Below are 23,094 nucleotides of genomic sequence, written 5' to 3'. Positions count from 1 at the left end.
GGGGCAATTGGGGGGCTGAAATGGGGGCGGGTGTCAGATGACCCCGCCCCCGATGGGCGCGCTGGCTTACTTCAGCATGCCGATTTCGCGATAGTACTTCTCGGCACCGGGATGCAGCGGCACGCCAATACCCTCAACGCCTTCAAGCGCGGTCTCAACAGTGATCGCCTTGCCCTTGGGGTGGCCGTTGTCCAGAAGCTTGCGCGCGGTCGAGGACCAAAGCGCCTTGGTGATCTCATAGATCAACTCTTCGGGTTGATTGGCGTTGGTGATCAGCATCCCCGACACGGCCAGCGTATCAACGTCGTAATCGACGCCGGGATAGGTGCCCGCCGGGATCAGCGACTTGATATAATAGGGTACGGCGGTATTGCCGGTGACCAGCTCTTCTTCGCTCCAGTCATAAAGCTCCATGCCCTTGGTGTTATCAAGCTGGATCATCGCCGCAACCGGCGTGCCGGCCGCATAGAAATAGGCGTCAAGCTGACCATCGGCCAGACGTTCGGCGCTTTGGGTGTTGTTGAGCTCGGCCTCTTCGATGTCATCGCGGGTGATGCCATGCGCGGCCAGGATCAGCTCAACCGCGATCTGCGTGCCTGATCCCGCCTGTGCGATACCGACGCGCTTGCCCTTGAGATCGGCCAGACCGTCAAGGCTCGCGCCCTTGGGCAGCACAAGATGCAGATCCTCGGGGAAAAGGTTGGCAATCACGCGCACGTCGGGCTTTTGATTGCCCTCGAAGACGCCGATCCCTTTATAGGCAAAATGAAGCGTCGCGGCCCCGGTAAGACCGGCCTCCATCTGGCCTGCCTGCACGGCATTCACGTTATGCGCCGACGCATTGGTCGATTGTGCCATCGCCACAAGACCCGGCACACCACAGTTGCCACCCTCATCGCATGCGCGCGAGCCGGGCGGGTTGGAAATGGCGTTGGCAATGATGCCGCCAATCGGAAAATAGGTGCCCCCGGCACCACCGGTGCCGATGCGGAAAAAGGTCATGTCCTGCGCAAGAGCGGGCCCTGCCAAGAGCGCGCCAGCCATCAGCGTGGCCGAAAATCGTTTCATAAATGTCATGTTTGACGTCTCCACTGTTGTTTTCGTTGCGGGCGGGTCGTGAGTTGGCCAATAGCAACGCCCAATGGCGTTGGGCCGCGCCCCCCGATGGCTCGCATGGTGGCGCAGAAAAAACATAAATACAAATCGCAAATTATTGGGTTAATATAAAAATATCTTATATGCGGGGCGCCGATGAACCTTCTGCAACTTACAGTGTTTCGCGAAGTGATGCTTGCCGGCTCGGTCAGCCAGGCAGCGCGCAACCTTGGGCGCACCCAGCCGGCCATCTCAAGCACAATTGCCCAGCTTGAAACCGAGCTTGGGTTTTGCCTTTTCGAACGCAAGGGCAAGCGATTGTCGCCGGTGCCCGAGGCGCATTACCTGTTGGTTGAGGCGACGGAAATCCTTGACCGGTTGACCTCGGCGCAGCGAAACATGCAAAATCTGCGCAACCTTGAAAGCGGCAGCCTGCGGATCGTGGCGATGCCGGGGCCCTCGGTGTTCCTGTTGCCGCGGATGATAAGCCGGATCACCGAGGCCCATGCCGGGATCAAGGTGACCGTGCTGACCCGAAGTTCGCCGCAGGTGCACCAATTGATGTCAACCCAGAGCTATGACCTCGGGATTGCCGATCTTGGTGTCGAATTCGGGGTGAATACCCAATTGGTGCGCTCCGAACCCTTCGCCAGCGATTGCATCTGCGCGCTGCCCGCCGATGACCCGCTTGCACAAAAATCGGTGCTGACGCCAGCCGATCTTGACGGCAGGCCGCTCGCCGCGCTGCATGCGGATCACCACAGCCATAAAGAGCTTCACAAGGCGTTCTCGATGGCCGGGCGACACTTGGATGTGCGCTTTGAGACGCAATATTACCTGCCGCTTTTGACCTTTGTCGAAGACGGTTTGGCCTGTGCGATCATCGACACGCTGAGCGCGGAAAGCTATTTGCATTATCGCGGGGCGGATCAGGATCGGGTGGTGTTTCGCCCCTTTCGCCCCGGTATCACCTTGGCCTTTGCCACGCTTACCCCGGCGCATCGCCCCCCCTCGAAACTGGCGCAATCCTTCATCGCGCTCTGGCATGACGAGGTGCGCCGCATCAATGGGTTTTGGGGGGCGATCTAGGGCGCGTCGGGCCAGTTAGCCGGATCAAGGATCACGCCAAGAACGCGCTCGGGGTCTTCTTCATGCGCAAGGTGCCCGAGCCCGTCAAGCGTGATCGCGCGCGCGGGGCATACGGTTGGCGGCGCGGATGGATGTCTCGGGCGGCACCGCCAGATCGTGCGCGCCGGTCACCAGAAGGCACGCCGTGATCCCCGGCAGGGCCTCCAAAAGCCCGTCCAAAGACCATTGCGCCATCATGTGAAAGGTCGCATCCACATGCTCGCGATCCCCGATCAGACGCCCGTAAAGCGCCAGCCCCTCTGGCGAAATCCGTGATCCGGTGCCCTCGATCAAACGGCGCGCGCGGGTGGTCTTGTCCGCTCCGAGGGTGAACCGCGACGCGGTGAACGGATTGAGCGCCAACAACTTGACCAAGGCCGGAAAAAGCCAGTCGGCAACCCCTTCAAATCGGCCCAAAGCGGCATTTATCCTCAGGATATCGGGTGGCTGTCCGGTCGGCCCGGCCAGGTTCTGCGCAAGGGCCACCGCCACCGCCGCCCCGGCGGAATGGCCAATGATTAATGACGGCTGCCAGCCTTGGGCCAGGCAAAGGCTGGTGATATCCTCACTCATCCCCGCAAGGCCAAGGCGACGGCGCGCCCCGGCGCGGGTAAACCCCTGACCGGGCAGATCAAGCGCAATCACCCGGTGGGTGCGGGCCAGGGCGGGCATGATATCGCGCCAGCTATGGGTCGAGGCCCCGGCACCATGGATCAACAGAGCAAGCGGCCCGCTGCCCATCTCCTGAACGTGCCAATGATGCGGCGGGTGGTGAATGCGGCGCGACACGTCATTCAGCGGCCAGGCGGCAAGATCGCGGCCCCAATCCATCGCTCAAACCCCAAGCGTGGCGGTCACAGCCGTCGAAATCATCCGCGCATCGGCGCGCGCCCATATCAGACGCCAGCTGCGCGGGGGCGGTGCCCGGCCGCATCGCCGTGTCGATGACAATCATCGGCAGACCCTCGGCCCGCAACAGGCTGGCAAGGCGTTTGGTGTCGGCTGCGGCCTGTAGGCGGTCGCCTTGCCCCTCAAGCGTGATATTGGCGCGCGCATCGGTCAAAAGCGCGATCGCGGGGCTAAGACCCTGACCTTGTGCCTGACGGGCAAGGGTCGCCTCAAGCGCGCTTGCCAAGGGCGTGCCGCCGCCACCGGGCAGGCCCGCAAGTTGGCGCTTGGCCTGTGCAAGGGCGCGGGTCGGGGCAAGGATCACATCGGCGGTGGTGCCGCGAAAGGCGATCATCGCCACCCGGTCACGCCGGGCATAGGCCTGCGCCAGCAACAGTTCGACCGCGCCCTTCGCCTCGGGCCGCGCAGGCAACGGGCGGCCGCGTTGCCGCGTCTTGCGTCGTTGCCCTGCGCCCGATCCGGTGGCGGTATTGCGGCTTGGCCGGGTCCGGGTCAGCTGATCGAGCAGGGCAGGCGGTAGCAGGGCGGCAATCGCATCGATCAGGATGTCGTCGGGCATATCCGCCAGTTCGGCGCTTGATTGCGCTTGGTCCTGTGGCTCTTCGGGCGGGCTTTGCTCGGGCGGGTCGGGCTCTTGCGGCACTTGCGTGGCGCGCGGGGGATAGACAAGCTCGGCCGCAAGGCGCAGGTCATCGGGCGTTACCTCATCTGCGATCACCAGAAGCTTGGCTGGCTTGCCCTGGCGATGCTGCGCGTTGCCAGCGGCGCGATCCTGCCGCATTCGCCGCTGATCTATGCGCGCCCCTTGCCCGAAACCGCCTTTCTGGTGGATGCCGCCGCCGGAACCACCGCCCCGGCCACCGATTGGAGCGATACGCTCTATGCCGCCCTTGCGCGCCTCAAGGCGCAGGATCTTGAGCGTAGCGCAGGCTTGAGGTGCAGCGCCGCGCAGGGTAGAGGGACAGCATGATCTGGATTTGCTTCGCGATCTTTCTCGCCGCGTGTTTCGCCGCGGGCTCGACCGGCAGTCTTTTCATGCCCGGCGACTGGTATGCCAAGCTAAGAAGACCCGTCTGGACACCGCCCAACTGGATGTTCCCGGTGGTCTGGACCTTGCTTTACGTCTGCATGGCAGCGGCCGGCGCGCGGGTTGCGGTCAGTGATGGCAATGGCATCGCGATGGCGCTCTGGTCTTTGCAGATTGCGCTCAACGGGCTCTGGACGCCGGTGTTTTTCGGCCTCAAGAACATGCGCCTTGGCCTGATCGTTCTGATGTTGCTCTGGCTGTCTGTTGCGCTCACGATGATTGCGCTCTGGATGGTGGATAGCGTCGCGGGGATGCTGTTTTTCCCCTATCTCGTCTGGGTCAGCATCGCTGGAATGCTGAACCTCTCGGTGCTGCGGCTCAACCCGGACGTGGCAAGTTAATCAAACCGCCACCGGGCGCGGCGCGGCACCCTAATCGCCAGCATCGGCTTTAACACAGGATTGCGAAAGCGTTTGAGATCAAGCGCTTCGTGCGCGCCGACGGTTTCTTCGCCGTCAAGACAAGTGCGCACCGCCGAGCGCGCATAAAACGGCGCATCCAGCATCGCTTTGACCTGTTTCGGGCGATACCCGGCATCGGCGCGGGTCCCGCGCGCCACACCCCAGAGACTTCGGGCCACGCGCGCCTTGGGGTGCGGCTCGATCACCTCGCCGTGGCCCTGCGCGTCAAAATACACCGCTGCGGCAAGCGTGCTGCCGTCAAGGCGGGTGGCGTCGTAAAAACAGGTGCTGCCGCCGCCAAGCGGATACCGCCCCCATGTCCAGCGCTCGAAATCCTGTTCAAGCGCGCGGGTGCCGAAATTAGCATCGAAATAGCCGTGCCCCTGCCATCGCCAGCCGGGCGTATCAAGGTCCACCTCGATGGTTGATGTCGGCCCAAAGGGACGCCAGATATGCGCGCCATCCGGCGTGAGCGCCAACTCGACCCCGGTCAGGGCCGAGGGCGTCAGGCGGATCTGTCCCTGAACCCGCGAAATCAACGGCGGCGAGGATACCTCATTGATATCAATCACCCAAACCCCGTCGCGCCAGTGCATCGCGGAGGGCCCGATCACAAGGCTGTCGGGGGTCTGTCGCAGGGCGTTTGTGCCCCGATCGGTCATGGTGAACCGCCCGCCGGGGCCGTAGGTGGCCACGTTCAGACAGACATGATTGGCCGGATTGCGCCGCCCCGACCAGGCATACCAGGGGGAAAAGACCGACCCGATAAAGCCGATCACGCTGACGGCGCGTTTGCCATCATCGCTTATGCCGTCGACGTACCACCAGGCATAGCCGTTTGGGGGCACGTCGAGGTTAAAGTTCGGTCGCTCAAGATCGCCTCGGCCGCGTGCCGGGCGGAGAGCGTTGCCATCGGCACCCCCGCCCCCGGATGCGCCCCGCTCCCCGCAAGGTAAAGCCCCGCTATCGGCGTGCGCGCCGTCGGGCGCTGAAACGCCGCCATCATCGCATGCGGGCTCTGCCCGTAAAGCGATCCGAGGCTGGCCGGAAACAGCCGCTCGAAGCGCCCCGGCGTCGTCAGCGCAAACGCCTCCGGCAGCGGATCGAAGCGCAGCCCGAAGCGGGCCAGGGTCAGAAAGGTGCGTGTCTGACATGGGGCAAACTCCTCGGAGGGGTGCGACAGGCCGCAAAGCGGTGGCGCGTTCAGGATGATTTCAAAGCGTTCACGCTCGGGTGGCGCATCAGGCAGGCCGCGATCCTGCGCGCAGAGGTAAATCGTCGGCGCACGTGGCGGGCGCCCGGCGTGCAGATCGTCAAACTCGGCCTTCGGGCCGGCGCAGAAGAACACGTTGTGATGAACAAGGTCGACGCCCGCCGACTTGGCGGCAAAGGCCCAGACCTGCGCCGAAAGGCTGCGCTCGGCCTTGAGGGTCTGGCGCGCAACGGTGGTTGCGGCGGGGCCCAGAAGGCCGCTGGCAAGCGCGCGGATCGCCGTTGAACAAAACGCTATCGGCCTCGATCCGGCTGTCATCGGCAAGGGTTACGCCGCTAACCGCCCCGTCCGCCGTGTCGATCCGGGTGACATGGGCGTTGTATCGAAAGGTGGCGCCGCGCGCAGTGGCAAGCGCGGCAAGGCTCTGGGCAAGCCGGTGCATGCCGCCCTTGACCACCCAGACACCTGCCGCCTCGGCCTGCCAGATCAGCGACAAAAGCGCGGGCGAGCGATAGGGCGAGCCGCCGACATAGGTGGCATAGCGGCCAAAAAGCTGCGCCAGACGCGGTCATCGAACTGTCGCGCCAGCGTGCCCGCAAGGCTTGAAAGTGGCGCCATCGCGCGCAACAGGCCCGGATCGCGCGCCACGACCCGGCCAAGTGCAAGCGGCGAGGGGGCGGCGGCTTGCATCATTGGCCCGTCAAAACCCGCGAAAAGGCGGCGGGCACGGGCACAAAAGGCGGTGAATTGCGCGGCGGCGCGCGCGCCTGCGAAGGTCTCTATGGCGGCGGCGCTTTGCGCCTCTTGGGCAAACAGGTCAAGCGTGCTGCCGCACGGCCAGAAATGCCGCGCAAGAACCGGTTGCGCCACCAGCGTCAGGTGATCTTCAAGCCGTTCATCAAGCGAGGCGAACAGGGCCTCGAACACCGGCCGCAGTGGCAAAACCGTTGGCCCGGCATCCACCGGCCCAGCCGATGACGGCACACATCGCATCTTGCCGCCGGGGGCGGCGTGGCGCTCGAGCACCGTGACGCCGAGGCCCGCATGCGCAAGCCGCGCCGCCGCCGCAAGGCCCGCGATGCCGACGCCCACGACCTTGCCGTGCGCGGCTGAAGAGGCTTGGGCGGTTTTCATAAGGGATTGTTGACTCGCGCCCGCAAGCTGTCCATGATAGTTTACATATAAGATGTCATATATAAATGACATACGGCGGAAAGGACGCGCTGATCACCATCAAGACCCGCATTCAAAAGGCTGTTGGCGAGGCGATCACCCGTGGTCAGACCGATATGGCGCCGACCCGCCTTGCGCGCGCTTGATTATGCCACAAGCCCCGGCGGCGCACGCATTCGCCCGACGATCCTGATGTCGGTCGCCATGGCTTGTGGCGATGATCGCCCCGAGATTTCAGATGCCGCCGCCGTTGCGCTTGAACTTATTCACTGCGCCAGCCTCGTGCACGATGATCTGCCCTGATTTGACGATGCCGACATCCGGCGCGGCAAGCCGTCGGTGCATCGCGCCTTTAGCGAACCGCTTGCGGTGCTGACCGGCGATAGGCTTATTATCATGGCGTTTGAGGTGCTGGCGCGGGTCGGCCCGCAGGATGCGACGCGGGCAAATCACCTTATCCTGTCGCTGGACCGGCGCAGCGGCATGCCGAACGGCATTTGCGCGGGGCAGGGCTGGGAAAGCGAGGCCGAGGTTGATCTTGAGGCCTATCACCGCTCGAAAACCGGCGCGTTGTTCATTGCCGCGACCCAAATGGGCGCGATTGCCGCCGGCCATGAGCCAGAGCCCTGATACGAGCTTGGCGCGCGCATCGGTGCCGCCTTTCAGGTGGCCGATGACCTGCGCGATGCGCTTTTGGATGCCGATACCCTGGGTAAACCCGTCGGTCAGGATGACCTGTACGGGCGGCCTAACGCGGTGACCGAATTTGGCGTGCTTGGCGCGACGGACCGGCTCAAGGATATTCTGGCGGGGGCGATTTCGTCGATTCCGTCCTGCGAGGGCGAGGCGCAGCTGGCGCAGATGGTACAGATGCAGGCCGAGCGGATCATGCCGGTCCTGCCTGCGCGGATGCGGGCCTAGGGGCATGATGGCAACGGGGGATCTTCCCGAGACCCCGGCGCGCCCGAAGCGCGGGCCGGGCGGCTGGATCACCCGGCTGATCGCGCGCCCCGGATTTCAACGATGGGCCAGCGGTTTCCCCCTGACGCGCGGCGTGGCGCGGCGCGATGGAGCGGCGATTTTCGATATTGTTCAAGGCTTTGTTCAATCTCAGGTTCTTTCGGCCCTGGTCGAACTTGAGGTGTTTCAGCGTCTCGCCGAGGCCCCGCACTCTGCGCGCGATCTTGGTCCGCGGGCGGGCGTGCCCGAAGAGCACATGCAAATCCTGCTTCAGGCGGGGGCGGCGCTTGGCCTGTTGAAGGGTCGCCGCGACGGGCGCTTTGCCCTCTCGCGCAGGGGGGGGCGCGATTTTGGGCGTGCCGGGGCTTGAGGCGATGATCCGTCATCACGGTGCGTTTTACGCCGATATGGCCGATCCGGTGACCCTTTTGCGTGGCGAGCGCGAGACCGAATTGGCGCGCTTCTGGCCTTATGTCTTTGGGGCGGCGGCCGAAATGGAGCCCGAGATTGCGGGCCGATACTCCGACCTCATGGCGCAATCGCACGGCTTGGTGGCGCAGGATGTGCTGCGTGTGGTGTCGCTCAGGGGGCGGCGGCTCAGGTGCGTTTTTGCAAGAGGTTGCGGCGCAATACCCTGGCCTGTCGCTGACGTTGTTTGACCTGCCCGAGGTGATTTCATCGGCGCAAACCCGGCTGGAGAGCCTCGATCTTGGCGCGCGCATCGCGCTTTCGCGGGGCTCGTTTCGCGACGATGCCCTGCCCGTGGGATGCGATGCAATATCGCTGGTCCGGGTGCTCTATGACCATGACGATGCAAGCGTGCGCGCGCTCTTGGCCAAGGTTCATGCTGCCTTGCCGCCCGATGGCCGCCTGATCATCGCCGAGCCGATGGCCGGTGGCGCCCGTCCCGCACCCGAGGGCGATGTCTATTTCGCATTTTACACGATGGCGATGGGGACCGGGCGCGCTAGGTCGCCCGAGCGCATCGCGGAAATGTGCCGTGAGGCGGGGTTTCAGGATGTCAAATTTCCCTTCGCGCCAAGGCCCTACGTTGCAAGCGCGGTCTGTTGCGTCAAGTCCGCGTGACGCCATGCGGCGCAAAGGTGTAAAGAATGATGGACGCAAATAGATGTGCATATAGACTTACACAAGAGAATCTCCATGCATTTTTTCACGCCGGGATTGTGATCGGAGGCCGTCATCGAAACCTGCGCTTTCATCTGAAAGGTCCCGAAGACCTTGGCGTTGAAACCCTAAAGCTCAAGGCTCCGGGTACGGGTGATCTGGTGGTTGATGTGGCCCACTCCGGCATCTCGACAGGCACGGAAAAACTGTTCTGGTCGGGCAAGATGCCGCCCTTTCCGGGCATGGGATGTCCGCTGGTTCCCGGCTATGAGGCCGCGGGCGAAGTGGTCGAGGCCGCACCCGGCACCGGCTATCGCGTTGGCGATCATGTATTCGTGCCCGGCGCCGATTGTTTCGCCGATGCCTTTGGCCTTTTTGGCGGCGCGTCGCAGCGTCTTGTGACCAAGGCCGAGCGGGTCACGCGGATTACCGCGCGATCTATGACGCCTCGGGCGATCCCGAGATTCTCAACACCCTGATCGGCCGTCTGGCCAAGGCCGGCGAGGTTGTTCTGGCAGGTTTTTACCCCGACGCGCTGAGCTTTGCCTTTCCGATGGCATTTATGAAAGAGGCGCGCCTACGCGCGGCTGCGGAGTGGTCGCATGACGACCTGACCGCGACCCGCGCGCTTGTGGAAAGCGGCGCCCTGTCGCTGGCCGGGCTGATCACCCATCAGGCACTCCCCACAGACGCGCAACAGGCCTATCGGACCGCGTTCAGCGATCCGACCTGCCTGAAAATGATACTCAACTGGAAGGACGCGGCGTGAAGGACGACATACCGAATCTCAAGGATTTCTACCAACGCCTGCGCGACGAGGCGCATCAGGATCTGGCCGATATCGTCACCGAAGAGCCGAAATCAAAGACCCAGATCATCGCCATCTATGGCAAGGGTGGCATCGGCAAATCCTTTACCCTCGCCAACCTGAGCCACATGATGGCCGAGCGCGGCAAGCGCGTGTTGCTGATTGGCTGTGATCCGAAATCCGACACCACAAGCCTGTTGTTCGGCGGCAAGGCCTGTCCGACGATCATCGAGACCTCGACCAAGAAGAACCTGGCCGGCGAGCCGGTCAAGATCGGCGATGTCTGCTTCAAGCGCGGCGGTGTTTTCGCGATGGAGCTGGGTGGCCCCGAGGTTGGGCGCGGCTGTGGCGGGCGCGGAATCATCCATGGCTTCGAGCTTTTGGAAAAGCTCGGGTTTCACGACTGGGATTTTGATTACGTCCTGCTCGATTTTCTGGGCGATGTGGTGTGTGGCGGTTTTGGTTTGCCGATTGCGCGGGACATGGCGCAAAAGGTTATTCTGGTGACCTCCAACGACCTTCAGTCGCTTTACGTGGCCAATAACGTCTGCTCGGCGGTGGAATATTTCCGCAAGCTGGGCGGCAATGTCGGGGTCGCGGGCCTTGTGATCAACAAGGACGACCATTCCGGCGAGGCGCAGGCCTTTGCCAAATCGGTGAACATTCCGGTTCTGGCGGCAATCCTGCAGGATGACGATCTGCGCAAGAAATCCGCCAATTACCAGATCGTCGGCACCGCGCAGAGCCAATGGGGCGACCTGTTTGCAGAGCTGGCCGATGCGGTTTCAATCGCGCCGCCCGTGCGCCCTGATCCGCTTGATCAGGACGGGCTTCTGGCGCTGTTCGACAGCAAGGATACCGGCGGCGATATCGTGCTTGAACCCGCCACGGATGAGGACATGCGCGGTAAATACGCCGCGCCGAAAGCGTCCCTTGAGGTGGTCTATGATGAGGCATGAGAGCCACGCGCAGAGCGCCAAAAGCAAGCGCGATGCCCCGGATTACCGGCACGCCCCCGCAAGGCGCCCGGCATGAGCGATGAAGTTACATATGACGCGGCAGGCTCGGTCGAGGTGATCACCGGCACGCCAAACGAAGAGGCGCCGATGATCGCGGGCGACGGTGCCGGGGCCTGTCAGTCCGGCGCCGAGTTGGAAAAGGCCGCGCGCATGGCCGGGCAGTCTGAGCTGCTCGACAAATATGCCGCCGATTATCCCAAGGGGCCGCATGATCAGCCCCAATCCATGTGCCCGGCCTTTGGGTCGTTGCGCGTGGGTTTGCGGATGAAGCGGGTGGCGACGGTGTTGTCCGGTTCGGCCTGTTGCGTCTATGGGTTGACCTTCGTCAGCCACTTTTACGGCGCGCGCCGCTCGGTTGGGTATGTGCCGTTCAATTCCGAAACGCTGGTCACCGGCAAGCTCTTCGAGGATATCCGCGAAAGCGTGCATGAGATGGTCGACCCGGACCGTTTTGACGCGGTTGTGGTGACCAACCTTTGCGTGCCAACCGCCAGCGGTGTGCCGCTGCGCCTGTTGCCACGCGAGATCAATGGCGTGCGGATTGTCGGGATTGATGTGCCGGGATTTGGCATTCCGACCCATGCCGAGGCCAAGGATGTGCTGGCGGGTGCGATGCTCAACTATGCGCGCAAAGAGGTCATGGCAGGGCCGGTTGCCGCGCCCATAGGCGGCAAATCGCATCGCCCGACAGTGACCCTTCTGGGCGAGATGTTCCCGGTTGATCCAATGATGATCGGCCAGATGCTGGCGCCGATGGGCCTTGCTACGGGGCCGGTCGTGCCCTGTCGTGAATGGCGAGAGCTTTACGCCGCGCTGGATTGTGGCGCCGTGGCCGCGATCCACCCGTTCTATACCGCCGCCGTGCGCGAGTTTCAGGCCGCAGGCCGCCCCATCGTCGGCAGCGCGCCGGTCGGCCACGACGGCACCGCCGCCTGGCTTGCCGGGGTCGGTGATGCCTTTGGCCTTGCCGCCGACAAGGTGGCCGCCGCCCAAAACGCGTTCTTGCCCGCGATAAAGGGCGCGCTTGCCGGTGCGCCGATCAAGAGCACGATCACGCTCTCGGGCTATGAAGGCAGTGAATTGCTTGTGGCGCGTCTTTTGATCGAAAGCGGCGCGCATATTCCTTACGTGGGCACCGCCCGTCCGAAAACGCCCTGGTCGGAGGCTGATGCAGAATGGCTTGCCGCCAAAGGGGTAAAGGTCAAGTTCCGCGCCTCGCTTGAGGATGATTGCGCCGCGATGGAAGCGATCAAGCCGGATCTGGCGATTGGCACAACCCCGGTTGTGCAAAAGGCCAAGGAACTTGGCACCCCGGCGCTTTACTTCACCAATCTGATTTCGGCGCGCCCGCTTATGGGCCCGGCCGGGGCGGGAAGTTTGGCCGAGGTGGTCAATGCCGCCATCGCCAACAAGGGCCGGATGGACGATATGCGCGCCTTTTTTGAGGGGGTGGGCACCGGCGACACGGCAGGCATCTGGGAGGGTAGCCCCAACCTGCGCCCTGATTTCCGTGCAGCGCATCAAAGGAAGCTTGATAAGCAAGCCCGCGCCGCCAAAGCGCAGGAGATGATGTGATGCGCATTCGGCAGGCATATCGCATTTTGGGGGCGCTGCCCCCGTCGCCCAAGGGGCGACTCCCCCGGGATATTTCTGGCAAGAAGAAACCGGCAGGTGTGCCATGTTGATTCAGGATCATGATCGCGCGGGCGGGTATTGGGGTGCGGTTTACGCGTTCTGCGCCATCAAGGGCTTGCAGGTGGTGATCGACGGTCCTGTGGGCTGTGAAAATCTGCCGGTTACGAGCGTGTTGCATTACACCGACGCCTTGCCGCCGCATGAATTGCCGATTGTCGTGACCGGTCTTGGCGAGGCCGAGATGGGATCGGGCACCGAAGAGGCCATGAAACGCGCCTGGGGCACGCTTGATCCGGCGCTTCCGGCGGTGGTGGTCACTGGCTCGATTGCCGAGATGATCGGTGGTGGCGTGACGCCGCAGGGCACCAATATCCAGCGCTTTTTGCCGCGCACCATTGATGAGGATCAATGGCAGTCGGCGGATCGGGCGATGACCTGGTTGTTCACCGAGTTTGGCATGACCAAGGGGCGTATGCCGCCCGAGAAAAAGCGCGAAGAGGGTGCCGCGCCGCGCGTCAATATCCTTGGGCCGATGTATGGCACCTTCAACATGCCGAGTGACCTGCACGAGATCCGCCGCCTGGTCGAGGGCATCGGGGCCGAGGTCAATATGGTGATGCCGCTTGGCGCGCATCTGGCCGAGATGCGCAACCTGGCCAATGCCGACGTCAATATCTGCATGTACCGGGAATTCGGGCGCGGTCTTGCCGAGGTTTTGAGCAAACCCTACCTGCAGGCGCCGATCGGGGTGGTCTCGACCACGCTGTTCCTGCGCAAGCTCGGCGAGATGCTTGGGCTTGACCCCGAACCCTTTATCGAGCGCGAAAAGCATTCGACGATCAAGCCGGTCTGGGATCTGTGGCGCAGCGTGACGCAGGACTTCTTTGCCACCGCCAATTTCGCCATCGTGGCCAATGAAACCTATGCCCGCAGGATCCGAAATTTCCTTGAAAACGACATGGGCCTGCCCTGTGCCTTTGCGGTCTCACGCAGTGCGGGCACCAAGACCAACAACGAGGAAGTGCGCGCGCTTGTCGCCCAAAAGCGGCCGCTGATCCTGATGGGCTCGATCAACGAGAAAATGTATCTGGCCGAACTCAAGTCGGGCCACGGCCCGCAACCGTCGTTCATTCCCGCAAGCTTTCCGGGGGCTGCGATCCGGCGCGCCACGGGCACGCCGATGATGGGCTATGCCGGCGCCACCTGGATCATGCAGGAGGTGTGCAACAGCCTGTTTGACGCGCTGTTTCACATCCTGCCGCTCGGCACCGAAATGGATGCTGTCGATGCGACCCTCACGCCGTTGCGCCGCGATTTCCCCTAGGACACCGACGCCAGCCGAGAGCTGGACCGGATCGTGGCAAGCCACCCGGTTCTGACCCGGATTTCCGCCGCCAAGGCGCTGCGCGATGCTGCTGAAGAGGCGGCCCTGCGCCAGGGCGACGAGCGCGTGGTGTTGCAGACCATACAAGCGATTTCCCCCCGTGCCGTCGGGGACACAGTTCGAGAGGAGGACTGAAACGATGACTGACATGACATCAAATCCGCCACGGGTGCGCAGCCGTCAGGCCCGCCGACGTGGTCTGGAATTCAAGGTTTACTTTGCAATGATTTTCGCCCTCGCGCTGCCGTTTGCAAGCGCGCGTTGGGTGCGCGACGTGATCCAGCACCGGACCCTTGATCTGCGCGGCCCGCTGGCGCGCGCCTGGGCCGAGGCGGATCGGACCACGCCACTGATTTTCTCGGTCTGAAAGGGCCGGGATCAAGAGCTGCCTGCCCGTCACGGGCGGACAGAAACCTGCGGGGCCATGATGGCCCCGAAGGACCCGGTCGCGGGGTTCGCGACGTCAGCATAACGTTCCGGAGGAAAGTTCATGGCTGATAAATCCGACCTGTCGTTCACAGGTCTCACCGACGAGCAGGCCCAGGAGCTGCATTCCGTCTACATGAGTGGCCTTTGGCTGTTCACGGCGATTGCAGTGGTTGCACATATTGCAACCTTCATCTGGTTCCCGTGGTTCTGAGGAAGGGGTAGAAAATGGCTAAGTTTTACAAAGTATGGCTGATATTCGACCCCCGCCGCGTGTTCGTGGCGCAGGGCGTATTCCTGTTATTGCTGGCTGCAATGATTCACCTCGTGCTTCTGAGCACCGACGGTTTCAACTGGTTTGAAATCGCCGCTGCGAAGTACGGGCAGTGATCGTGCGGCCCACATAATCGCTGCGGGCGGGGCGCGCCTCGCCCGCAGCCACTTAACGAAACTATCGGCTGACAGGGTGGACCGGACAGCCGGACAACGCGGGGACCACGTGATGGCTTTGCTCAGTTTTGAAAGAAAGTACCGTGTCCGCGGGGGAACGCTGGTTGGCGGCGATCTTTTCGATTTTTGGGTCGGGCCCTTTTATGTCGGTTTCTTCGGGGTCACGACAGCATTTTTCGCCCTCCTCGGCACACTCCTTATTTTTTGGGGGGCGTCCCAACAGGGCACGTTCAACCCATGGCTAATCAATATCGCGCCGCCTGACCTTAAATACGGGTTGGGCATGGCGCCGCTGATGGATGGCGGGCTTTGGCAGATCATTACGATGTGCGCGACCGCCGCCTTCATCAGCTGGGCGCTGCGCGAAGTCGAGATCTGCCGCAAGCTTGGGATGGGTTACCATGTGCCCTTTGCCTTCAGCTTTGCCATTCTCGCCTATGTCACGCTCGTGATCTTTCGCCCGCTTCTGATGGGCGCCTGGGGGCATGGATTTCCCTATGGGATTTTCAGCCACCTCGATTGGGTGTCCAACACCGGCTATGCCTATCTGCATTTCCATTACAACCCGGCGCATATGCTGGCGGTGACCCTGTTCTTTACCACCACCCTGGCGCTTGCGCTGCATGGTGGTCTGATCCTGTCGGCGGCCAACCCCGAAGAGGGCGAAGAGGCCAAGACGCCGGATCACGAGGATACCTTCTTTCGCGATCTCATCGGATATTCGGTGGGCACGCTGGGGATTCACCGGCTGGGGTTTCTCCTGGCCATCAACGCCGTGTTCTTCTCGGCGGTTTGTATCATCATCTCTGGCCCGGTCTGGACCAAAGGCTGGCCTGAATGGTGGAACTGGTGGCTGGAGTTGCCGATCTGGCCTGGCCAAGGGGGGATGTAACAATGGCTGAGTATCAAAATATCTTCACCCAAGTGCAAGTTCAGGGCAAACCTGAATGGGGCATGGATGACAGCGGCGAGATGATGGCCGAACGCGCAGGCAAGCCGTTCTTTTCCACCCTCGTTGGCTGGATCGGCAATGCCCAGATCGGGCCGGTCAACCTTGGAATGCTGGGCGTCGTAAGCCTAGCAAGCGGGTTGATGTGGTTCTTTATCGTCGGCATGAACATGCTGGCACAGGTCGGCTGGTCCCTGCCGGAATTCCTGCGACAGCTGTTCTGGCTGGCGCTTGAACCGCCAAGCCCGAAATACGGTCTGTCGATGCCGCCGCTCAATGACGGGGGCTGGTATATCATCAGCTCGTTCTTCCTTTTGGTGTCGGTCATGGCCTGGTGGATGCGCACCTACCAATTGGCGCAACAGCAAAAGATGGGCAAGCACGTGGCCTGGGCCTTTGCCTCGGCGATCTGGTTGTTCCTTGTGCTGGGGCTGTTCCGTCCGATCCTGATGGGCTCGTGGAGTGAGGCCGTGCCTTACGGCATCTTCCCGCACCTCGATTGGACCACCGCGTTCAGCATCCGCTACGGCAATCTTTACTACAACCCGTTCCACTGTTTCTCGATCGTGTTCCTTTATGGCTCTGTCTTGCTGTTTGCGATGCATGGCGCGACCATTCTGGCGGTCACCCGCTTTGGCGGCGACCGCGAGCTGGAGCAGATATTCGACCGCGGCACAGCCTCTGAACGCGCCGCCCTGTTCTGGCGCTGGACCATGGGCTTTAACGCCACGATGGAGGGTATTCACCGTTGGGCCTGGTGGTTCGCCGTTCTCACGCCGATCACCGGCGGCATCGGGATATTGCTGACGGGCACGGTTGTCGACAACTGGTTCATCTGGGCGCAAGAGCACAACTTTGCACCGCTCTATGACGGGTCTTATGGCTATGACGCTTACGGCTCTTATGAAGCCTTTATTGGTCGGGGGGAATGATCCATGTTTCCGAAATGGTTTGATAAATGGAACCGCGAAAACCCCAAGGATATCTATGGGCCTGCCGTTGCTGTCGGTGTGGTCGGGGGCGCGGTCTTTGTGGCGGCTCTGTTGGTGACATGGGGCCAACCCATGGCCACCGAGAGCCTGCAGACGGGGCCACGCGGCACCGGCATGTCGCGGCCAGAGTTCAAGGCCGACCTGGCCGCGCCTGATCCCGGCATCGAGGTGTTTCTCGCCTCGACCTCGGCGCCGGTGGTGCCGCAGGGCGGGGAGCAGACCGCAGGCGATGTGCGCGAAAACGTGGTGCCCGCCTTTGCCGATCTTACGGTGGAAAACTATGACCGCCTGCTGGTGGCGATGCGGTCATGGACCGGCATTCCCGATCTGTTTGAAGATCCCGAAAGCTATCAGTCGACGGTCGCGAGCCTGATGATCGCGATGACCCAGAACATCAACGAGAACTGGGATGGCCATGTGAACGCCAACAAACAGGTCGGCGTGACCTGCTTTACCTGTCACCGTGGCCAGCCGGTGCCAAGCGATATCTGGTTCAAGATCACCCCGGTCAACGAAACCGTCGAGGGCTGGTCGGCCAATCAGAACCGGGTCACCCCGCTAAGCCAGTATTCATCGCTGCCCTCGGATGCGCTTGAAAAGTTCCTGCTCGATGGTGAAAGCATCAAGGTGCATGACCTTGACAGCCGCGTCGCCGGTATCCCCGGCAAAGACGGCTATCCCGGCATCCAAAACGCCGAGCGGACCTATGCGCTGATGAACTATATCGCCAACTCGCTTGGGGTGAACTGTGTCTTTTGCCACAACACCCGCGCGTTTTACGATGGATCGCAGGTCACACCGCAATGGGGCACCGAGCTGCTTGGCATCTCGATGGTTCAGGAGCTGAACAACGACTATCTTGTTCCGGTCGGCGGGTTGCTTCCTGAAAACCGGCTTGGCCCGATGCAGGGCGATGCGCCCAAGGCGGCCTGCAAGACCTGTCACAAGGGTTATCAGCAACCGCTGCAAGGCACCAATGTGATCAAGGACTGGCCCGAACTGGCCAGCACGGATGCGCCGGATTACGGCAACTAGGACTGGGCGTGGGGCGGTGCCAATCGCGCCGCCCTCGCCACATCACGAAAAGCGCCGTCCGCGCGCCCCTCTTTGGTTGCGAGGCCGGTGCAAAGGCACCACGGAAGGGACGGCGCGATGACACATACCAAACCCCACACACCGCTTTTGGATCGCGTTGCCGGCCCCTCTGATCTGCGCCAGGAGGTGATTTCGGCGGTGTCGGAAACCGGTGGGCACCTTGCGTCAAGCCTTGGGGTGGTCGAGTTGAGCGTTGCCATTCACGCGGTCTTCAATACGCCGGTGGACAAGCTGATCTGGGACGTGGGCCACTAGTGTTACCCTCATAAAATCCTGACCGGGCGGCGTGATCGCATCCGTACCCTGCGCCAAAAGGGCGGGCTGTCGGGCTTTACCAAACGCAGCGAAAGCGCCCATGATCCGTTCGGCGCCGCGCATGGTTTGACCGCGATCAGCGCCGCGCTCGGCTTTGCCGTGGGCCGCGACATGGGGCAGGCGACGGGCGACGCGATTGCCGTGATCGGCGATGGCGCGATCAGTGTCGGCATGGCCTATGAGGCGCTCAACAATGCGGGCTCCGAGGGGTGCCGCCTGTTTGTCATTCTCAACGACAATGAAATGAGCATCGCCCCGCCGGTCGGCGCGATGTCGTCTTACCTCAGCCGGATGTACGCCAGCGAGCCGCTGGCGCGGATGACATCGCTGGCCGAAGGATTCGAGGCCGCCTTGCCGCCGCCGATGCGCGAAGGCGCGCGCCGCGCGCGTCAACTGGTGACTGGCCTGACCGGAAGCGGCACCGTGTTCGAAGAGCTTGGGTTTCAATATGTTGGCCCGATTGATGGTCATGACATGGGTCAGCTTTTAAGCGTTCTGCGGGCCGGTTTTGATCCATTTCTGCACGGTCAAGGGCAAGGGCTATGCCCCCGCCGAGACCAGTGCCGACAAGTATCACGGCGTCGCCAAGTTTGACGTCGGCACCGGCACACAGGCCAAATCGAGCGGCGGCGCGCCGTCTTATACCTCGGTCTTTGGCGCGGCTTTGGCCGATGAGGCCGCGCGCGACGACCGGGTCGTGGCGATCACCGCAGCGATGCCCGGCGGCACCGGGCTTGATGCGATGGCCGAGCGCTTTCCCGCGCGGGTATTTGACGTCGGGATTGCCGAACAGCATGGCGTGACCTTTGCCGCCGGCATGGCCGCCAGCGGGCTCAGGCCGTTTTGCGCGATCTGTTCGACCTTCCTGCAACGCGCCTATGATCAGGTGGTGCATGACGTCGCGCTTCAGCGGCTTCCGGTGCGCTGTGCCATTGATCGGGCCGGTCTTGTGGGCGCCGACGGTGCGACCCACGCCGGGGCGTTCGACATCGGCTATCTCGCCAACCTGCCGGGGTTTACCGTAATGGCAGCGGCGGATGAGGCGGACCTGATGCATATGGTGGCCACGGCCGCCGCGCATGACGATGGCCCGATTGCCTTTCGCTATCCGCGCGGCGCCGGGCGCGGGGTGGCCCTGCCGACGCGGGGCGTGGCCTTGCCGATTGGCAAGGGCCGGGTGATCCGCGAGGGCGAAGATGTGGCGGTCCTGTCCTTTGGCGGACATCTTGCCGAATGCCTTGCGGCGGCTGATGCGTTTGGCGACGAGGGGATTTCGGCCACCGTCGCCGATGCCCGCTTTGCCAAGCCGCTAGATGCTGACCTCTTGATGCAGCTGGTCACGCACCACCGCGCCCTGATCACCGTCGAACAGGGCGCAATGGGCGGCTTTGGCGCCATCGTCATGCACGAGCTGGCGCGTCGCAGGGCGTTCGACAAGGGGCTGGTGCTGCGCACTATTTGCCTGCCGGATCGCTTTATCGAGCAGGCAAGCCCGGCGGAAATGTATGCCGATGCAGGGATGAGCGCGGGCGATATCGCCGCGACGATCAAGGATGCCCTGACGGCGCGCGCCGAGGTTGTGCCGCTGCGCCAGATTCTCTGAAGCCCGTGCGCCTATTTGGCAGGCGCGCTGGTGACGCTTTCGAGGTACGCCCAGACATCACGCGCCTTGGCGCTATCCTTCAATTTATAGGCCATCTTGCCGCGCGCGCTTGGATCATCAAGATAGGCGCGCAGGAAATGGGTCGCGTCCTTCACATAGACCACGAAATCCTCTTCATTCCAGCGCAACCCCTGTTTGCCGGCGCTAACCATCGAGGTTGAATAGTAAAAGTTCGGCATGCTTCCGGCGTGCCGACCAACCACGCCATAAAGGTTGGGCCCGGTGCGCCCGCCGCGAATGATCACGGTTTCGGTCTCGTCGACCACCGAATGACAGGCCCGGCAATCCTTGAAAATGGTCTTGCCACGGGCAATGTCCGCCCCGAAAGCAGGCAGGGACAGCGCCGAGACAAGCACGCAAGCCAGTGTAAAGTGAATCGCGGTTAGCTTGAGTGTCATGGGGTGGCCTCGCGCTTACGTACCCCTCTACTAAGGCGTAAACGTGGGTCGCAAGTCAATGGCCGCGCGCCCCTGCTCACGCTCTTGTCAGGCGACCGCGTGGGCGATCGCGCATTGCTTCCACAAGGTTGTGAGCGCCGCCACAAGGTGGTCGATATCCGCATCCGAATGCAACGGCCCCGGCGTGAAACGAAGCCGCTCGGGGCCCTTGGGCACGGTGGGATAATTGATCGGCTGCACATAGATCCCGTAATCGCGCATCAGGATATCGGCCAGCATCCGGCATTTGACCGGATTCTTGATCATCACCGGGATGATGTGGCTTGGGTTGTCGAGATGCGGAATGCCCTGGGCATCAAGCTTGGCGCGCAGCTGTGCCACCTGGGCCTTCTGCGCGCGGCGCTCGTCCGAGCTTACCTTGAGATGGCGGATGCTGGCGGTGGCGGCGGCGGCCACGGCGGGCGGCAGGGCGGTGGTAAAGATGAACCCGCTGGCGAACGAGCGGATGAAATCGCACATCGCCGCCGATCCGGTCACATAGCCCCCCATACAGCCATAGGCCTTGCCCAACGTCCCCTCGATCAGGGTGATCCGGTCGGCGAGGCCAAGCTGTTCCGAAACACCACCGCCACGCGGCCCGTAAAGGCCGACGGCATGAACCTCGTCAAGATAGGTCATCGCGCCGTGCTTTTCGGCGACTTCGACGATCTCGGCCATCGGGCTGATGTCGCCATCCATCGAATAGACGCTCTCGAACGCCACGATCTTGGGGGCATTGGCAGGCAGGGCGGCCAGCTTGCGGTCAAGATCTTCGGGGTCGTTGTGATTCCAGATCACCTTTTTCGCGCGGCTGTGGCGGATGCCTTCGATCATGCTGGCGTGGTTGAGCGCATCCGACAGGATCACCGCATCCGGCAGGCGCGACCCAAGCGTCGACAGGGCCGCCCAGTTCGAAACATAGCCCGAGGTGAAGAAAAGCGCGCCCTCCTTGCCGTGCAAATCGGCAAGCTCGCGTTCCAATACAAGGTGGTGATGCGCGGTGCCCGAAATGTTCCGGGTCCCGTCGGCACCGGTGCCACAGCGATCGACCGCATCTTTCATCGCCTCACGCACAGTGGGGTGTTGCCCCATCCCGAGATAGTCGTTCGAGCACCAGACCGTCACCTGGTCGGGCGTATCCTCGTCATGGCTCCTGGCGCGCGGAAAGGCGCCGCATTGCCGCTCCAACTCTGCGAAAATGGGATAGTTGCCTTCCTCTTTCAGCGCATCAAGTTGCGCCGTGAACATGGCGTCAAAATCCATGGTGTCCCTCCGGTCTTGTCGTGTCATTTGAAGATTTTGGCGCAGGAAGCATCCAGCGCCAGAGTTTCGCATCGGGCAGCGGCAACACCATCAACCAGTGTTCCAAAAGCGCCAGCCCGCTTATTGCCGCCAAGAGGGCAAAGCCAACGCCTGCCTCGATGCTCGATGCTCGATGCCGAATAACGCCGTTCAAGCCAACAGGCGACGGCAAAGGAAAGCGCCGAGACCGAGATCGGAAAGAACCAGCTGAACGGACCCACACGGAAATGACTGGCCAGATGGCGCAACGCGTGGGGCAGAAATTCGGTGTTGATCTTTGGCACGCCCAGAAACAGGTTCAACTTGGCGGTGATGCGCGCAAAGTATAACAACGTAAACGTCCAGAGGCCAAAGGCATTTGCCGCCCCCTGGCCATAAAGTCACATGATGATCAGCACGCCCACCAACACCATCTCGTGATAGGCAATCGTCCCCCAGGCGCGAATGAACCTCTCCCACCCCGGCAGGTTCTCGGGGCAGGGATGGGTGTTCGGCCCGGCAATCGCACCGGTCAGAAACGCAAGCTCGATCCAGCCCCAGATCGCCAGTGCCGACAAAAACGCGCCATAGACCGCTCCGGTCGTGAGGGTGCTCAATGTCGTTTCATACCCCCAGATGCCAAGCGCCATCACCGGCAGCGTGGCAAACACCGCCAAACGCCGCGCTACCGCGCCAGAGCGGTCGGCAATCCGCACCACCACAAGGATCGCCCCGGTGGAAAACCACCAGAGAAAAAGCGCGGACAGGGCTGCGATCCAGGGGCTATGCACGCGTGATCCTTCTTCTTGGCTGAAATACTCCGGGGGGTGTGGGGGGCTGGCCCCCAGCCGTTCTGGTTCGTGTGGCCACAGAAGTTAAGCTTCGCGCATTTGGCTTCAATGAGACAACTTTCTGACTATATATAGGTGCAAGAATGCTGTTTCTCATTGTTTGGACTTATTGCAGGAGGCTTCATGGAGCAGAACTCAACTGGGAATGCTTAGGGTCGCATATTGACCCCCTCTGGAACCATTACGCGACAAGTTCTTGCCGCAACCGTCGGAACTGACGGTCAAGTTGTTCGTATTGCTGACTTGTTGGTTAGCGATAGGATTTTGGTCGGAGAAATGCGCATGAAGATCACGGAGGCGCATTCTCGCGGGCAAGATGCATATGCTGAGTGCGCCTGCTGTAGGAAACCTGTATACATTGCGTTTGCCCGCAATCCAGGTGGAAACGGCTCATCTCCATACTTCAAACACTATGGCGATGCCGGGAAAGAATGCCCTTGGACAACCGATAGACCAGACGATCCGCGTTCTATTAGAGCGCAGCAGTATGAAGGTAGGCAAAAATCTGCAAGGCATGACAAACTAACAGAGAGGTGGTCCTAGTTTTTCGACCAGTTTGCAGCCCTGTTATGGTGGATCAGGGTTTCATGTCAGGCTGCTAATCTCGTTGGTTCTGTTTTGCTTGCATAGGCCTCATTCGGGGTCAAGATGCCGTGGGTGGAGTGCGGCCGTTCGGCGTTGTAATAGGCCAGCCATTT

19 protein-coding genes and 7 pseudogenes are annotated in these 23,094 nt (G+C 62.2%); 17 read left to right on the top strand and 9 right to left on the bottom strand.

Annotation, left to right across the window (positions count from 1 at the left end; translation table 11 throughout):
• Positions 1-66 precede the first annotated feature (66 nt).
• Positions 67-1,077 carry a TAXI family TRAP transporter solute-binding subunit gene (locus tag ROG8370_RS12960; protein ID WP_085827651.1) on the bottom strand — a complete coding sequence of 337 codons (1,011 nt, stop codon included), beginning with the start codon at positions 1,075-1,077 and terminating at the stop codon, positions 67-69.
• A 174-nt stretch (positions 1,078-1,251) separates the two neighbouring features.
• Here ROG8370_RS12960 and ROG8370_RS12955 point away from each other — a divergent pair, with 174 nt between their 5' ends.
• The gene (locus ROG8370_RS12955; protein ID WP_085827619.1) at positions 1,252-2,184 is read left to right on the top strand and encodes a LysR substrate-binding domain-containing protein; all 933 of its coding nucleotides are present in this window, start codon (positions 1,252-1,254) and stop codon (positions 2,182-2,184) included.
• An 84-nt stretch (positions 2,185-2,268) separates the two neighbouring features.
• Here ROG8370_RS12955 and bchO read toward each other — a convergent pair whose 3' ends face one another.
• Together bchO and ROG8370_RS12945 are read right to left on the bottom strand one after the other, a co-directional pair.
• Positions 2,269-3,054, bottom strand: coding sequence for an alpha/beta fold hydrolase BchO (gene bchO, locus ROG8370_RS12950; protein WP_306372375.1), 786 nt, complete (start codon positions 3,052-3,054; stop codon positions 2,269-2,271).
• A complete protein-coding gene (locus ROG8370_RS12945) occupies positions 3,014-3,913 on the bottom strand; it encodes a hypothetical protein (RefSeq protein WP_085827618.1) in 900 nt (299 codons plus the stop codon). Before ROG8370_RS12945 ends, bchO begins: the two co-directional genes overlap by 41 nt.
• Here ROG8370_RS12945 and ROG8370_RS12940 point away from each other — a divergent pair.
• A complete protein-coding gene (locus ROG8370_RS12940; protein WP_085827617.1) occupies positions 3,878-4,102 on the top strand; it encodes a hypothetical protein in 225 nt (74 codons plus the stop codon). The genes ROG8370_RS12945 and ROG8370_RS12940 overlap by 36 nt on opposite strands.
• Entirely contained in the window at positions 4,099-4,560 is a 462-nt protein-coding gene (gene tspO, locus ROG8370_RS12935) for a tryptophan-rich sensory protein TspO (protein WP_085827616.1), read from the top strand. The genes ROG8370_RS12940 and tspO overlap by 4 nt, the downstream gene beginning before the upstream one ends.
• Here the strand turns inward: tspO and crtC are convergent.
• Both crtC and crtD read right to left on the bottom strand, forming a co-directional pair.
• Positions 4,557-5,468, bottom strand: a complete 912-nt coding sequence (crtC, locus tag ROG8370_RS12930; RefSeq protein ID WP_503128343.1) for a carotenoid 1,2-hydratase — start codon at positions 5,466-5,468, stop codon at positions 4,557-4,559. The two genes, tspO and crtC, sit on opposite strands and share 4 nt — an antisense overlap.
• Positions 5,426-6,967: pseudogene (crtD, locus tag ROG8370_RS12925) on the bottom strand (1-hydroxycarotenoid 3,4-desaturase CrtD). Before crtD ends, crtC begins: the two are co-directional and overlap by 43 nt.
• A 92-nt stretch (positions 6,968-7,059) precedes the next feature.
• Here crtD and ROG8370_RS12920 point away from each other — a divergent pair.
• The 13 genes and pseudogenes from ROG8370_RS12920 to dxs all read left to right on the top strand — a co-directional run bounded on the left by ROG8370_RS12920 (position 7,060) and on the right by dxs (position 19,767).
• Positions 7,060-7,927 (top strand): annotated as a pseudogene (locus ROG8370_RS12920) (polyprenyl synthetase family protein).
• Between the two features lie 4 nt (positions 7,928-7,931).
• A pseudogene (locus ROG8370_RS21425) lies at positions 7,932-9,052 on the top strand (methyltransferase).
• Between the two features lie 101 nt (positions 9,053-9,153).
• Positions 9,154-9,860 (top strand): annotated as a pseudogene (locus ROG8370_RS12910) (alcohol dehydrogenase catalytic domain-containing protein).
• Positions 9,857-10,858: a chlorophyllide a reductase iron protein subunit X gene (locus tag ROG8370_RS12905; protein WP_085827615.1), complete on the top strand. Its 1,002-nt coding sequence runs from the start codon at positions 9,857-9,859 to the stop codon at positions 10,856-10,858. Before ROG8370_RS12910 ends, ROG8370_RS12905 begins: the two are co-directional and overlap by 4 nt.
• Positions 10,859-10,930: 72 nt before the next feature.
• Positions 10,931-12,493, top strand: a complete 1,563-nt coding sequence (gene bchY, locus ROG8370_RS12900; RefSeq protein ID WP_085827614.1) for a chlorophyllide a reductase subunit Y — start codon at positions 10,931-10,933, stop codon at positions 12,491-12,493.
• A gap of 103 nt (positions 12,494-12,596) precedes the next feature.
• A pseudogene (gene bchZ / locus ROG8370_RS12895) lies at positions 12,597-14,072 on the top strand (chlorophyllide a reductase subunit Z).
• Between the two features lie 4 nt (positions 14,073-14,076).
• Positions 14,077-14,304 carry a cytochrome PufQ gene (pufQ, locus tag ROG8370_RS12890; RefSeq protein ID WP_085827613.1) on the top strand — a complete coding sequence of 76 codons (228 nt, stop codon included), beginning with the start codon at positions 14,077-14,079 and terminating at the stop codon, positions 14,302-14,304.
• Between the two features lie 123 nt (positions 14,305-14,427).
• A complete protein-coding gene (gene pufB / locus ROG8370_RS12885; protein ID WP_009819267.1) occupies positions 14,428-14,577 on the top strand; it encodes a light-harvesting antenna LH1, beta subunit in 150 nt (49 codons plus the stop codon).
• 14 nt (positions 14,578-14,591) lie between these two features.
• Entirely contained in the window at positions 14,592-14,753 is a 162-nt protein-coding gene (gene pufA, locus ROG8370_RS12880; RefSeq protein WP_085827612.1) for a light-harvesting antenna LH1, alpha subunit, read from the top strand.
• Between the two features lie 112 nt (positions 14,754-14,865).
• Complete coding sequence (pufL, locus tag ROG8370_RS12875) at positions 14,866-15,705, top strand: photosynthetic reaction center subunit L (protein ID WP_085827611.1); 840 nt, start codon at positions 14,866-14,868, stop codon at positions 15,703-15,705.
• Positions 15,706-15,707: 2 nt separating this feature from the next.
• The gene (gene pufM, locus ROG8370_RS12870; protein WP_085827610.1) at positions 15,708-16,694 is read left to right on the top strand and encodes a photosynthetic reaction center subunit M; all 987 of its coding nucleotides are present in this window, start codon (positions 15,708-15,710) and stop codon (positions 16,692-16,694) included.
• 3 nt (positions 16,695-16,697) lie between these two features.
• Positions 16,698-17,789, top strand: coding sequence for a photosynthetic reaction center cytochrome PufC (gene pufC, locus ROG8370_RS12865; protein ID WP_085827609.1), 1,092 nt, complete (start codon positions 16,698-16,700; stop codon positions 17,787-17,789).
• Between the two features lie 117 nt (positions 17,790-17,906).
• A pseudogene (gene dxs, locus ROG8370_RS12860) lies at positions 17,907-19,767 on the top strand (1-deoxy-D-xylulose-5-phosphate synthase).
• Between the two features lie 11 nt (positions 19,768-19,778).
• Here the strand turns inward: dxs and ROG8370_RS12855 are convergent.
• From ROG8370_RS12855 to puhE, 4 genes and pseudogenes are all read right to left on the bottom strand, one after another.
• Positions 19,779-20,225, bottom strand: a complete 447-nt coding sequence (locus ROG8370_RS12855; RefSeq protein ID WP_085827608.1) for a c-type cytochrome — start codon at positions 20,223-20,225, stop codon at positions 19,779-19,781.
• Between the two features lie 87 nt (positions 20,226-20,312).
• Positions 20,313-21,527 (bottom strand): 5-aminolevulinate synthase, encoded by a 1,215-nt coding sequence (gene hemA, locus ROG8370_RS12850; RefSeq protein ID WP_085827607.1) that lies wholly within the window; start codon positions 21,525-21,527, stop codon positions 20,313-20,315.
• Positions 21,517-21,789, bottom strand: coding sequence for a DUF3623 family protein (locus ROG8370_RS21320; protein ID WP_306372378.1), 273 nt, complete (start codon positions 21,787-21,789; stop codon positions 21,517-21,519). The genes hemA and ROG8370_RS21320 overlap by 11 nt, the downstream gene beginning before the upstream one ends.
• Positions 21,755-22,336, bottom strand: a pseudogene (gene puhE / locus ROG8370_RS12845) (putative photosynthetic complex assembly protein PuhE); the annotation flags it as partial. The gene ROG8370_RS21320 and the pseudogene puhE, both read right to left, overlap by 35 nt.
• 222 nt (positions 22,337-22,558) lie before the next feature.
• Here puhE and ROG8370_RS21615 point away from each other — a divergent pair.
• Positions 22,559-22,939, top strand: a complete 381-nt coding sequence (locus tag ROG8370_RS21615; protein WP_442475986.1) for a DUF7830 domain-containing protein — start codon at positions 22,559-22,561, stop codon at positions 22,937-22,939.
• Positions 22,940-23,094 lie beyond the last annotated feature (155 nt).

Origin of the sequence: Roseovarius gaetbuli, assembly GCF_900172365.1 — a bacterium.
Classification (GTDB): Bacteria; Pseudomonadota; Alphaproteobacteria; order Rhodobacterales; family Rhodobacteraceae; genus Roseovarius; species Roseovarius gaetbuli.
Note: the sequence above shows the minus strand (reverse complement) of the source record. Positions and strands in the feature narration are given on the sequence as shown.